The organism is Ruegeria sp. G12, from assembly GCF_056533565.1.
Genome location: NZ_JBQFOO010000011.1, coordinates 22944 through 36036 on the forward strand (window position 1 = coordinate 22944; position 13093 = coordinate 36036).

12 protein-coding genes are annotated in these 13093 nt (G+C 59.9%); 3 read left to right on the forward strand and 9 right to left on the reverse strand.

Annotation, left to right across the window (positions count from 1 at the left end):
* Positions 1-900, reverse strand: coding sequence for a zinc metalloprotease HtpX (gene htpX / locus ACR0JN_RS20045; RefSeq protein WP_480888265.1), 900 nt, complete (start codon positions 898-900; stop codon positions 1-3).
* Positions 901-1144: 244 nt separating this feature from the next.
* On the opposite strand from htpX, the gene ACR0JN_RS20050 reads away from it, so the two are divergent.
* Positions 1145-1558: a hypothetical protein gene (locus ACR0JN_RS20050; RefSeq protein ID WP_480888266.1), complete on the forward strand. Its 414-nt coding sequence runs from the start codon at positions 1145-1147 to the stop codon at positions 1556-1558.
* 126 nt (positions 1559-1684) lie between these two features.
* Positions 1685-2650, forward strand: a complete 966-nt coding sequence (locus tag ACR0JN_RS20055; RefSeq protein WP_480888267.1) for a hypothetical protein — start codon at positions 1685-1687, stop codon at positions 2648-2650.
* Positions 2651-2671: 21 nt separating this feature from the next.
* Here the strand turns inward: ACR0JN_RS20055 and gyrB are convergent, their stop codons facing one another.
* Complete coding sequence (gene gyrB / locus ACR0JN_RS20060; protein WP_480888268.1) at positions 2672-5089, reverse strand: DNA topoisomerase (ATP-hydrolyzing) subunit B; 2418 nt, start codon at positions 5087-5089, stop codon at positions 2672-2674.
* A gap of 102 nt (positions 5090-5191) precedes the next feature.
* Positions 5192-5764 (reverse strand): TetR/AcrR family transcriptional regulator, encoded by a 573-nt coding sequence (locus ACR0JN_RS20065; protein ID WP_480888269.1) that lies wholly within the window; start codon positions 5762-5764, stop codon positions 5192-5194.
* A gap of 100 nt (positions 5765-5864) precedes the next feature.
* Between ACR0JN_RS20065 and ACR0JN_RS20070 the strand changes: the two genes are divergently transcribed.
* On the forward strand, positions 5865-6431 hold the full coding sequence (locus ACR0JN_RS20070; protein WP_480888270.1) for a carboxymuconolactone decarboxylase family protein: 567 nt from the start codon (positions 5865-5867) through the stop codon (positions 6429-6431).
* Here ACR0JN_RS20070 and recF read toward each other — a convergent pair.
* From recF to mutM, 6 genes are all read right to left on the reverse strand, one after another.
* The gene (gene recF / locus ACR0JN_RS20075; RefSeq protein WP_480888271.1) at positions 6428-7525 is read right to left on the reverse strand and encodes a DNA replication/repair protein RecF; all 1098 of its coding nucleotides are present in this window, start codon (positions 7523-7525) and stop codon (positions 6428-6430) included. The genes ACR0JN_RS20070 and recF overlap by 4 nt on opposite strands.
* 59 nt (positions 7526-7584) lie before the next feature.
* Entirely contained in the window at positions 7585-8706 is a 1122-nt protein-coding gene (dnaN, locus tag ACR0JN_RS20080) for a DNA polymerase III subunit beta (RefSeq protein WP_480888272.1), read from the reverse strand.
* Between the two features lie 228 nt (positions 8707-8934).
* Entirely contained in the window at positions 8935-10320 is a 1386-nt protein-coding gene (dnaA, locus tag ACR0JN_RS20085; RefSeq protein ID WP_480818681.1) for a chromosomal replication initiator protein DnaA, read from the reverse strand.
* Positions 10321-10876: 556 nt separating this feature from the next.
* Positions 10877-11140, reverse strand: a complete 264-nt coding sequence (gene rpsT / locus ACR0JN_RS20090) for a 30S ribosomal protein S20 (RefSeq protein ID WP_142638226.1) — start codon at positions 11138-11140, stop codon at positions 10877-10879.
* A 229-nt stretch (positions 11141-11369) separates the two neighbouring features.
* Positions 11370-12146, reverse strand: a complete 777-nt coding sequence (locus tag ACR0JN_RS20095) for an enoyl-CoA hydratase (protein ID WP_480888273.1) — start codon at positions 12144-12146, stop codon at positions 11370-11372.
* 66 nt (positions 12147-12212) lie between these two features.
* Positions 12213-13064, reverse strand: coding sequence for a bifunctional DNA-formamidopyrimidine glycosylase/DNA-(apurinic or apyrimidinic site) lyase (gene mutM, locus ACR0JN_RS20100; RefSeq protein ID WP_480888274.1), 852 nt, complete (start codon positions 13062-13064; stop codon positions 12213-12215).
* Positions 13065-13093 lie beyond the last annotated feature (29 nt).

The following is a 13093-nucleotide window of genomic DNA, read 5'->3' on the forward strand; positions in this document are numbered from 1 at the left end:
TTACCCCCAAGGCCCGCTCCCGGGGCGCCGAGCTCGTTCCGGCTGGGGCGCGCGGGGCGCATCCCTCTGCCCAGCCATGTTTCGCAGGGCCGCTATCCGGTTCGCCGTCGAAGGGTGCGTCGAAAACAGTTTGTCACGCGTATGCGCGTGCAGCGGGTTGATGATGAACATATGTGCCGTCGCCGGGTTCCGTTCGGCCGCATCATTGTCGATCCGAACCGCGCCCTGCTGGATCCGCTCAAGCGCTGAGGCAAGCGCCAGCGGCTGGCCGCAAATCTCGGCCCCCAAACGGTCGGCGGCGTATTCCCGTGTCCGGCTGATCGCCATCTGCACCAACCCAGCAGCCAGCGGGGCCAGGATCATCAGCGCGATGGTCCCGACCAACCCGACCCCGCTATCCCGCCGCCCGCCAAAGAACAGCGCGAAATTCGCCAGCATCGTGATCGCACCCGCGAAGGTCGCGGTGACGGTCATGATCGCGGTGTCGTGGTTCTTGATATGGGCAAGCTCATGGGCCACAACACCCGCCAGTTCCTCGCGCGACAGGGTCCGGATCAGGCCCGAGGTCACGGCAACGGCGGCATTGTTCGGATTGCGCCCGGTTGCAAACGCGTTCGGCTGCGGGGTGTCCAGCAGATAGACTGCGGGCGTCGGCATCCCGGCATTGCGCGCCAGATCATGCACCATCTGCGACAGGCCCAGCCGATCCCCGCTGGGAACAGGTTGCGCATTATGCATGCGCAGCACCATTTTATCCGAGTTCCACCAGGTGAACACGTTCATGCCCGCGGCAACGACCAGAGCCAGCACCATGCCGCCGGTCCCGGCCAGAAGATACCCAAGCCCCATGAACAAGGCGGTCATGGCGGCCATCAGCAGTGCCGTTTTCGTGTAACCCATCTGTTGCAAACCCTCAGGATGCGCCCGTGGCAGAGCCGTGAACGCGGTGTGACTGAGGTAAGTATTGCCTCGATCCGTGACAATACCGGGAATCGCGCGCCCGGTGCGAGGCTCACGGCCTGTGGACAAAAAACCTCCGCAAACCTCTCATTCCATTGAAACAGTGTGAAGTGTTTCACTTTGGCACGAATCGCTTTGCGGTAGTATGCTTGAGCCGTGGTGAGTGAATAGTGTGAGTTTTTTGATGTATTTGTCGAAGTTCGACGGGCGCAGTGACGCCGTCAGAAACACCCAGAAAGACGATTTTGCGCGGGATTATCCTTTGCTGGATGACAGCGCCGTGCACGCCCGGTGGAAGGGTGGCGCGTGGCATCTGACGCGGATCGGCGATATCTGGAAACGGACTGGAAAGGTACTTTCCCTGCCTTATCAAGGCACTGACGCCTACCCGTCCTTTCAGTTCGCCGAAGATGGCACGCCCCTGCCACTGATGGAAAAAGTGCTGCAGGCCCTGCCGCACGGCATGACGCCATGGCAGCGCGCGTTCTGGATGACCTCGCCCAAGAAAGAACTTGGTGGTGCGGTCCCGGCGCAATGCATCAAGGCTGGCGATGACCGCGTGATCAAGGTTGCCGGGCAGGCCTGCGAGATTTTCTGAACCCAGGCGCGCAAAGCAGCGTAGGATTTGCGGCCACAGTCCCGGACATCATCTCCGGATTGACGCCTTTAGGCGAACAATCTGTGCTAGTTTGGACCTGAGGACATTCTAGCAGGAGTTTTCCCGTTGCTGACCAAGCCGCTCCGCCTTGCCGCCGTTATGGCTGTCGCATTCTCGTCAACCACTGCCCACGCGCTATCGTCCGACATTCCTGCCTGGCTGCAGAAACATGTGGGAACCGGCGAAGGCCAGATCGCACCGGTAGTTCTGCAACGGGCGCGGGCACTTTATCAGGAAAAACGTCGGCAGGGGGCGGTCAGAAATCCCTGTTACCTCGCCAAGGATGCGACCCGCCCCAGCACCTCGCCCGGAGGCAATCCGGGGCGGCGGTTTTATGTGATTTGTGAATCTCAGAAGGTCTTCCGCGCCGTGTCCTCGGGCTATGGCAACGGGCGCAAGCTGCAGCGGGCGAATTTCTCGAACGGGCGGCAATGCGCAAAGAACTTCAGCAACGCCGAGGGATCGAAACTGACGGCGGGCGGGTCCTACGTGACCGCAGAAACCCGCACCTCGTTCAAAGGCTACTACAACCAGTCGGGCAAACGCACACCGTTCTACCGCACCTTCCTTCTGTTCGATGGCGAGGGTGAAACGAGCAATGCAAGGGAACGGGCCATCGGCGGCCACCCCGCCGTTTTCCTTAAATGGCAATGCCGTTTCAAAAACCCGCAAAGCCCGCATGCCGATGCCGAAGGCTATGTTCCTTACGGAAGACTGGTGAACTACACCGGCGGCCGCAGCAATGGCTGCACAACCTGGTCCCAATCCGCGTCCAAGGACATCCTGGCGCTGGTCGAGGGGAACCCGACAACGCTGTACATCTATCCGGAATCCAAAGACATCAACGCGGTGGCAAAAGCGGTGAAAAAGGGGCGATCCCTGTCCCGCGCCGGGCTTTACTGGAATGCTGCCTGCCTGCAGGCCATCGGCGCGCCTAAGTTCTGGCCCAAAAGCAATTTACAGCCGGTCATAAACCAATGGAGGCAGTCTCTACCGAAACAACCTCCGTTGGTGTTGCCGATCTGTAAATAAGCGGCGTGGCGGCGAGGACCGCTAGAAATCCAGGTTTTCCACGCTCAGTGCGTTCTGCTGGATGAACTCGCGGCGCGGTTCTACCACGTCGCCCATCAGTTTAGTGAACAGATCGTCAGCCTCGACCATGTCGTCCACGCGCACCTGCAGCAGAGTGCGCGCATCCGGGTCCAGAGTGGTTTCCCACAACTGGTCGGGGTTCATCTCGCCCAGACCTTTGTAGCGCTGCAGCGATAGGCCCTTTTCGCCCTCTTCCAGAATCGCGCGCAGCAGGTCCAGCGGGCCGTGGATGGATTGCATCCGATCGCGGCGTACCAGCGTGGCGGGGGTGTTATAGACCTCTTGCAGGCTTTGCGTGAACGACCCGGTCTTGCGCGCCTCGCCCGAGCGCAGCATGGGGCCGTCGAGCGTGCGGACCTCTTCGACGCCGCGCAGGATGCGGGCAAGGCGGATACCATGATCCTGCGTGATGCGGCCTTGCCAGCCGCGTTCGTATTCCAGCGCGATCAGGTCCAGACGGGCCGCGACCTTGTCAGCGACGCCCTGCAAGTCGGCATCAACCGCGCCCGGAACGAAGGCTCCGGCAACGGCGGCCTGTTCCAGAATGTGACGCGGGTAGTGTGTTGGGAAGGCATCCAACACGCGTTTCAACTGCCGCGCTTCGTCGACCACACGGGTCAGGTCCTGACCGATGATCTCCTCGCCTGAGCCCAGCTTCAGCACCGCGCCTTCAACGCCCTGATGGATCAGGTAATCGTCCAGAGCGGCCTGATCTTTCAGGTAAACCTCTGACTTCCCACGCGAAACCTTATAAAGTGGTGGCTGGGCGATATAGAGATAACCCCCTTCGATCAGTTCCGGCATCTGCCGGTAGAAGAAGGTCAGCAGCAGCGTCCGGATATGCGCACCGTCCACGTCGGCGTCGGTCATGATAACGATCTTGTGGTAGCGCAGCTTTTCGATGTTGAACTCATCACGGCCAATGCCGGTGCCCAGCGCCATCACCAGATTGCCGATTTCCTGCGACGACAGCATCCGGTCAAACCGCGCACGTTCGACGTTCAGGATTTTCCCGCGCAGAGGCAGCACCGCCTGCGTCAGACGATCTCGGCCCGTCTGGGCCGAACCGCCCGCCGAATCCCCCTCAACCAGAAAGACTTCGGTCTTCGAGGGGTCCTTCTCGGAACAATCCTTCAGCTTCCCGGCCAGATAGTTCACATCCATCGCGGTCTTGCGGCGGGTCAGTTCGCGGGCCTTGCGGGCGGCTTCGCGCGCCAAGGCGGCCTCGATGATCTTGCCGACGATGGTCTTGGCCTCGTTGGGGTTTTCTTCAAACCACTCGGCCAGTTTCTCATTCATCAGACCTTCGACCGCCGGTCGGACTTCGGACGACACCAGCTTGTCCTTGGTCTGAGACGAGAACTTGGGATCGGGCACCTTGACCGACAGCACACAGGTCAGACCTTCGCGCGCGTCATCGCCGGTGAAGCTGACCTTTTCCTTCTTCGCAATCCCGCTGGACTGCGCATAGTTGTTGATCGTCCGCGTCAATGCGCCCCGGAAACCGGCCACATGGGTACCGCCATCGCGCTGCGGAATGTTGTTGGTAAAGGGAAGCACCGTCTCGTGATAGCTGTCGTTCCACCACATGGCGATTTCGACGCCAATGTCGTCGCGCTCGCCCTTGATATAGATCGGTTCGGGCATCGCCGGGGTTTTCGACCGGTCGAGGTATTTGACGAATTCCTTAACGCCGCCTTCATAGAACAGCTCGGTTTCCAGCCGCTCGGCGGGGCGTTCGTCAATCAGAATGATCCGCACACCCGAATTCAGGAAGGCCAGTTCGCGCAGGCGCTTTTCCAGCGTCTCAAACGAGTATTCAAGGTTCGAGAACGTGTTGGTCGAGGCCAGAAACCGCACCTCGGTCCCGGTGCGGTCGCCGCAGTCGCCCACGACTTTCAGATGCTCCGCCGTCTCACCGCCCTCAAAGCGCGCTACATGCTCTTTGCCTGCGCGCCAGATGCGCAGTTCCAACCAGTCGGACAGGGCATTCACCACCGAAACACCCACGCCGTGCAGACCGCCCGAAACTTTGTATGAGTTGCTGTCGAACTTCCCGCCCGCGTGCAGTTGGGTCATGATGACCTCGGCCGCCGAAACACCCTCTTCCGGGTGAATATCGACCGGGATTCCGCGCCCGTTATCGCTGACCGAAACACTGGAATCCGCGTGGATTTTGACGGTCACATGGTCCGCATGGCCGGCCAAAGCCTCATCAATTCCGTTGTCCACGACCTCATACACCATATGGTGCAGACCCGAGCCATCATCGGTGTCGCCGATATACATCCCGGGGCGCTTGCGAACCGCTTCTAAACCTTTGAGAACCTTGATGGAATCCGCGCCGTATTCCTGGGGTGCCTGTGCGTCTTCGGACATTCAGTCAGTACCTATATTATTTTGGTAACTTATACGTTTTCTGGTGGGCATTGTCACGCGATCCCCCAACATTTTGTGTCGGAATCTGAGGGTTGGTGCGGATCAAAGCCGATCCAGATCCGCCGCGATATCAGCGGCAATTTCCGCCGCATTCACGTCGCTACGTTCGGCCGACAATCGCAGACCCAGAATGTCGGACTGATAGCGCGCGGCCAGACGATCAGGGTCGTGGTCAGGTCCGATTTCCCCAGCCTCCTGCGCCCGGCGAAACAGCGTCGCGAAACAATCCTTCATCTCGGCCATATGGCATCCGGCCTTGTCGGCCAAATCGTGCCCCCTGGCCTGCAGTTCGGCATAGGTCTTGGCCAGCATGCAGGCGCGCGCGGGCATCTCACTTTCGTCGATCACCTCATGCGGCTGCGCCTTGAGCGCCGGCAGCGGCCCGATCTCATCGGCCAACGCCATCAGACGAGCCACGCCATCCAGCGCGTATCGTTCCAGCGTCAGCGCATACAGCGCATCCTTGGACCCGAAGGCGGCATAGAAACTGCCGGGTTTCAGGTTCAACTCGCGCTCCAGATCCTTCAGCGAGGTCCCGGCCCAGCCCTGACGCCAGAACAGATCCCGGGCCTGCGCAATCAGCGCGTCGCGGTCATATGTGGGCTTACGGGGCATCGGCTTCACCAATTCTTGAACGTTCACTCAAATATATACTTGAGTGATCGCTCAAGAAAGCCTAAATACGACTCATCGCGCCAGAAACAGGAGCTTTGACATGGCAAACTTCCCCTCTCATGACCTCGAAACCGCCCCGGAAGGGTCGAAACCGCTGCTGGAAAAGTCTCAGGCCGCGTTTGGCCGCCTGCCCGGCCTGCACAAAGTGATGGCGGAAAGCCCGCAGCATCTTGAGGCCTATCAGGTCCTGCACGGCCTGTTCCTGCAGACCGATTTCGACGATGATGAGAAAACCGTCGTCTGGCAGACGATCAACGTGGCGAACGAGTGCCACTACTGCGTGCCCGCCCATACCGGTATCGCCAAGATGATGAAGATCTCGGATGACATCACCGAGGCTCTGCGCAACGAAACCCCACTGCCCTCGGCCAAGCTTGAGGCACTGCGCACATTCACCCTGCAAGTGATGGAATCCCGCGGCAACCCGACCGAGGAACAACTGCAAGCCTTCTTCGACGCCGGTTACTCGCATCGCGCGGTTCTGGACGTGGTACTGGGTCTCGCGCAGAAAACCATGTCGAACTACGTCAACCACATGGCGCAGACCCCGGTGGACGAAGTCATGCGCGGCTTCCTGTGGGAACGCAAGGTCAGCGAACCGGCCTAAGCCGTCACGACCGAGCCCTCATCGCCTTCGGTGACAACCAAGGTTTGGGCCCGGTCGCCTAATTCCGCAAACAGCTCAGGCCCGGTGCCCGTCATCCAGGCCTGAGCGCCCAGCGCGCAAATCTCATCATAAAGCGCCGCCCGCCGCCCGGCATCCAGATGCGCGGCCACCTCATCCAGCAACACAATCGGCGGTGCCCCAACCATCCCGGCCAGCGCCCGCGCGTTGGACAGGATCAGCGAGACCAGCAGCGCTTTTTGTTCTCCGGTCGAGCAATCCTTAGCAGGCACCCCCTTGGCGGCAAATACGCCATACAGATCCGACCGGTGCGGCCCCACCAAGGTCCGTCCTGCGGCCAGATCGCGAAACCGGCTTTCATCCAAAGCCTCACGCAAATCTTCCGCCGTCTCTGGCATCGCGCCCTCGGTCTGCACCAGTTCCAGATCAGCCGAAGGAAATGCCGTTTCCGCCTGATCCTGCGCAGCCCGTAAATGCCCCAATGCTGTTAGCCGAGCGACATGGATACGATGACCCATTTCAGCCATCTGCCCCTCCAACGCCGCATACCAATGCGCATCCCGCACCTGCTCTTTCAACAGCCGGTTCCGCTCGCGCATCGCCTTTTCATAGGTCAGTGAGGCCTCGGCATGCGAGGGATCAAAACTCAGCGCGATCCGGTCCAGAAACCGCCGCCGCCCCTCGGCCCCTTCGATCCAAAGCCGGTCCATTGAAGGGATCAGCCAGACGACTCGCGCCAGCTTGCCCAGATCAATTTGTGTCGCAGATTTCTCATCAATCCGAACCTGCCGTGCCGCGCCGCCTTCGGACCAGGTCTGGATTTCAGACCGCTGGCCGCGGACATCCAGAACACCGGACAGTTTCCACCCTAGCGCCTCAGGCCGCCGCGTCATCTCAGCCGCACTCGCCCGCCGCATCCCGCGCCCCGGCGAAAACAAAGACACCGCCTCAAGAATATTCGTCTTCCCCGCCCCGTTCGGCCCATGGATCGCCACCGGTCGCCCATCCAAGGACAACCGCGCCAATTTATGAGACCGAAAATGCGAGACCGTAAGCTCGGTCAGGGCCAATCCCATGACCCCACCCTTCTTCTTGTCAAAAATACGGTCGCCGAAGGCATCGCGCGCCAGCGCGATCAGACGCGCATGGGCATGACAACATAAACCGCGCTCTGATCATTGCCCTCGCGCATCAGGGTCGGGTCGCCCGCTGAGTTGAACAGGAACACCGCATTCTCGCGATCCACCTGCGAGGCAATCTCCAGCAGATACTTCGCGTTGAACCCGATCTCCAACCGCTCGTCGCCATAGGCCACGGCCAGTTCTTCCTCAGCCGCCCCGCTATCCGGCGCATTCACCGATAGAACCAGTTTATCCCCGTCCAGTTGCAGCTTCACCGCACGTGAACGCTCGGACGAAACAGTCGCCACCCGGTCCACCGCCTGCGCGAACTCGGCGGCATCCACTTCCAGTTTGCGGGTATTGCCCTGTGGGATCACGCGGGTGTAGTCGGGGAAGGTGCCGTCGATCACTTTCGAGGTCAGCGTGATATCCGGCGTGGCAAACCGCACCTTGGTTTCGCTGACCGAGACGGCGATATCCATCTCATCATCGTCCAGCAGTTTCCGTAGCTCACCCACCGTCTTTCGCGGCACGATCACACCGGGCATATCCGCTGCACCATCCGGCAGGTCCGCATCGATGCGGGCCAGGCGGTGGCCATCGGTGGCCACGCAGCGCAGTACCTTGCCGCCGTCCGACCCGTCAGTCACATGCATGTAAACGCCGTTCAGATAGTACCGCGTCTCTTCCGTAGAGATGGCGAATTTCGACTTGTCGAACAACCGCCGCAGCAGCGCCGCCGAGGCGGTAAAGTTCGACGCATATTCCGAGGATGCCATAACAGGGAAATCCTCTTTCGGCAGCGTCGCCAGCGAGAAATTCGACCGGCCCGCCTCGACCGTCAGACGCCCCGCAGCACTATCAGCGGTCAACGTCACCAGCGCGCCATCAGGCAGCTTGCGGACAATCTCGTGCAGGGTGGTTGCAGCCACGGTTGTCGCCCCGGCCTTCTCGACCTGCGCGGGGGCCTTGTCGACCACCTCGATATCCAGATCGGTGGCGCGGAACTGCACCTGATCGCCTTCGGCCTCGATCAGCACATTGGCAAGTATGGGAATGGTGTTGCGCCGTTCGACAACAGATTGGGCCTGCGAAACGGCCTTGAGAAGGGTGCCGCGTTCGATGCTGATCTTCATACCCTCAATTCCTCTGACTTGCGTGCCGAAATAGGCGGGACTGGCACGTTAGCGGTTCCGCCCTGAGGCACAAGGATTTTTTACCGATTTCTGGGTCGGAATGCCGCAACCGTCAAGGGCCGCGTGGTCGTTGCGACACAGTTCACCCGCCGACCGTGGAGAAATGCGCACAAGAAAACGCCCCGGGCCAATGGTCCGGGGCGTTTCTGAGTGGTTTGGGGATGTGACTCAGGCTTCCAGCGACCGGCGCAGCATCTCGACATCTTCGGCAATCTGGCCGTCGGTCAGCTTCAGCTCTTCAATCCGCTTGACACCATGCATCACGGTGGTGTGGTCACGGCCGCCAAAACGGCGGCCAATCTCGGGCAGCGACCGGCTGGTCAGCTGCTTGCACAGATACATCGCCACTTGACGCGGGCGGGCATAAGACCGCAGGCGCTTGGGGCCGATAATGTCGGACAGGCGGATGTTGTAATACTCAGAGACCTTGCGCTGAATTTCTTCGACGGTGATCTTACGCTCGGACATCCGCAGCACATCGGCCAGACAATCCTGCGTCAGGTCCATGTCGATCTCACGCCCAACCAGCGAAGCAAAAGCAAAGAGACGGGTCAACGCCCCTTCCAGCACGCGCACGTTGGTCGAGATGCGCTGTGCGAGGAATTCCAGAACCCCGTCAGCGATGGTCAGGTCGGGATAGGTGTTGCTGTAATGCTGGACCTTGTTCTGCAGGATGCCCAGACGCAGCTCATAGTCGGTCGGGTGCAAGTCCACCACCAGCCCGCATTGCAGGCGCGATTTCACGCGGTCCTCAAGATCCTTGATTTCACCGGGCGCACGGTCGGCCGAGATGATGATCTGCTTGTTCTGGTCCACCAGAGCGTTGAAGGTGTGGAAGAATTCCTCCTGTGTGGAATCCTTGCCGGCGATGAACTGCACGTCGTCCACCATGAGCACATCGACCGAGCGGAACAGATGTTTGAAATCCATCATCCGACGCTCGCGCAGGGCCTTCACGAAACGGTACATGAACTGCTCGGCGGACAGGTAGAGCACGTTCAGTTCTGGGTGCTTGGTTTTTAGCTCCCAGGCGATCGCGTGCATCAGGTGGGTCTTACCAAGGCCCACACCACCATACAGGACCAGCGGGTTAAACGTAACCGGACCGCCCTCGGACACGCGGCGCGCGGCAGCATGGGCCAATTCGTTGGGCTTGCCGACCACAAAGCTGTCAAAGGTGAACCGCTTGTCCAAAGGCGCGGCCTGCAGCGACTCGAACGCGTCCGGCGTGGCCTCTGCCTGTGGCGTGGCAGGTTCGGCGGCTTTGAATTCCGATTTGGCTTCCGCAACGGGCGAGGGTCGCGTAGGTGAATTGGCGGCGACACGGAAATCCAGACGCTGCACTGTCTCACCCGAGGTGTTCAACTCGTATAAAATGAGGTCCGCAAAATTTTGGCTGACATAGTTGCCCATGAAATTCGTCGGCACCGAGAACACGGCCACACCATCCTGCAACTCCTGAAATTCCAGAGGTTCGATCCAGGTGGTGTAGTTGTTCCGACCAACAACCTTGAGCAACTTGTTACGCAGTAGTCCCCATTTCTCTTGTGTCATTCAGCGCCTCACGCATCCCATTCTTTATTGGCCTGTCGGCCTTATTGACTATGTCCCGGTCGCCCGGTTTATGGATTCACACGCGCAAAGGTATCCCGTCGCCGGACCTAACGGTTCGGCGGGTCTGTCCTAATAAACGCTCTGCAACCCGGCCAATGGAACGGCCAATAACAGGATCGTCCGGCAAACCGGTGCGCAGATCGCATTCGCATTTTTTGACAGGGCCAGGACCAACGGTTACCCGAGATCCGTGGCAGATCGGCAGCCCGGCGTTAGCCGGATCACGACTATGATTCCACAACCCTCCTGATGCCCGTCATTCAGATCGTGGAAACAGCCTGTCCCCCCAAGCGAGTGAATCGCTAGATTAGTGGTAACAAGACGAGACCCGGCGCGGCAACGAAACTCTGATATTGACTCGGGGTTCGGGGCGAAAGAATCTCTCGGTTTTGTGAAGGCGCGGTTTTCTGGCAACAGGTGAAAAAAAGCGCCGCTTGCGCGGCGCCTTTCAAATTGGTTCAGCTTTTCTGACGTGACCCAAGGTCAACCAGATAGCTTAGCCCAGCGCTTTGACCCGTGCCGACAGGCGGGACATTTTGCGCGATGCGGTGTTCTTGTGGAAGACGCCTTTGGTGACGCCGCGCATCAGTTCGGGCTGAGCCGCCCGCAGCGCTGCGGTGGCCGCGTCCTTGTCGCCGGATGCGATTGCTTCTTCAACTTTACGCAGATAGGTGCGGATGCGCGAACGGCGTGCTTTGTTTACGGCGAAACGCTTTTCGTTCTGACGAGCGCGCTTCTTTGCCTGGGGCGAATTTGCCATGTGACTTTGACCTTTGTTCGGTACGGTTATCTTGGGTTGCGCGCCACGGGAATTATCCGCACCGGATCAGAAATCACGAGTGTGAGTCGGGCCAGGCGGGCCGCACGCGCATGTATAGCGGCGCTTACTATCCAAGTTGTCCAGGTTTGCCAAGCGGATTCTTGAGCGCAAAGTGCAGGCATGAAAAAGGCGGGGCCAAGCCCGCCTGTTTTGGCACCCGAAGACGGGCTTACTTGTCGCGGAACTGCGCCGCACGTTTTTCCAGAAACGCGGCCATGCCCTCTTTCTGATCTTCGGTGGCGAACATCGAATGGAACACCCGGCGTTCGAACAGCATCCCTTCGCTCAGCGGCAGCTCATAGCTGCGGTTCACCGCCTCTTTCGCGGCCATTGCAGTTAGCTGCGATTTCTCTGCAATTTTCTGCGCCGCGCCCACGGCCTCTTCGACCAGCTTCTTGGCGGGGACGATGCGGCTGACAAGCCCTGCACGCTCAGCCTCTTCGGCATCCATGAAACGACCGGTCAGGTTCATATCCATCGCCTTGGACTTGCCAACAAAGCGGGTCAGGCGCTGGGTGCCGCCCAGACCGGCAATGACGCCCAGATTGATCTCGGGCTGGCCGAACTTGGCGGTATCGGATGCGATGATGAAATCGCACATCATCGCCAATTCGCATCCACCGCCCAGCGCATAGCCTGCAACAGCGGCGATGATCGGTTTGCGGATGGCGGTGATCCGGTCATTTGCGTCCCCGAACAGGTTCTGGCCATAGACCTGAACAAAACTCATCTCGGACATTTCCTTGATGTCCGCGCCCGCAGCAAAGGCCTTTTCCGATCCGGTGATGACGATGCACCGCACCTTGTCGTTCCCGTCGGCGTCCTCCAGCGCCGTACACAACTCAGTCATCAACTGGGTGTTAAGCGCATTCATCGCGTCAGGGCGGTCGAGTTTGATAAGGGCGACGTGGTCTTCGATTTCGACGATGATCGTCTCAAAAGCCATGAGGTGTAAGCTTCCGGTTGTTCCGTTCAGGTACGATTCCTTACCACGCGCATGGGCTGGATCAAGTTATCTTTGGCATTGCGCGCAATAGAAAGATGAGCGACCGGATTGGGTGATTCTCCGGATCGTCTCCCCGCACCCTTCGGTTCGGCAGGGTTCGCCCTCGCGGCCATAGACATCGAAACTGTGTTGAAAATATCCAAGCTCTCCATCAGCTTGGCGGAAATCGCGCAGCGATGAACCGCCCGCCTCGATGGCGTCCTGCAGCACCTGTCGGATGATCGGCACCAGCGCTGAGACACGCGACCCAGAAATCTGACCGGCCTTGCGCCGAGGAGACACCTTGCCGCGATAAAGCGCCTCGCAAACGTAGATATTTCCCAGCCCGGCAACGATTCCCTGATCCAGAAGCGCCGATTTGACCGGGGTGTTCTTGCCTTTGAACGCGTCAATCAGGTGCTGTTCGTGAAAGTCGTTGCCCAAGGGCTCGGGCCCCAGAACCGAGAGCAGCTTGTGCTGCTCCGCCGATGCTGTTGGCAACAAATCCATCGCCCCAAACCGGCGCGGGTCGTTGAAGGTAATCCGCGCACCGTTGGCCATGTGAAACACCACATGGTCATGCTTTTGCACCGCTGGATGGTCATGCACGAACTGCCCCAGAGGGTCACCAGACACTGTCATCCGCCCGGACATGCCCAGATGGATCAACAGAGTTTCACCGCTGCTGAGGTCGGCCAGAATATATTTCGACCGCCGCCGCAGGCGCTGAACCGTCTGCCCGGTCAGCCGTTCGGCCATCCGGTCCGGAAACGGCCAGCGCAGATCGGGGCGGTTCACGTCTGCCCGTTCGATCACCACCCCCTCCATCGCCGGGGACAGGCCGCGTCTTACTGTCTCGACCTCGGGCAATTCGGGCATTAGATGGCTCCTATTCCAAAGGGCCGCAT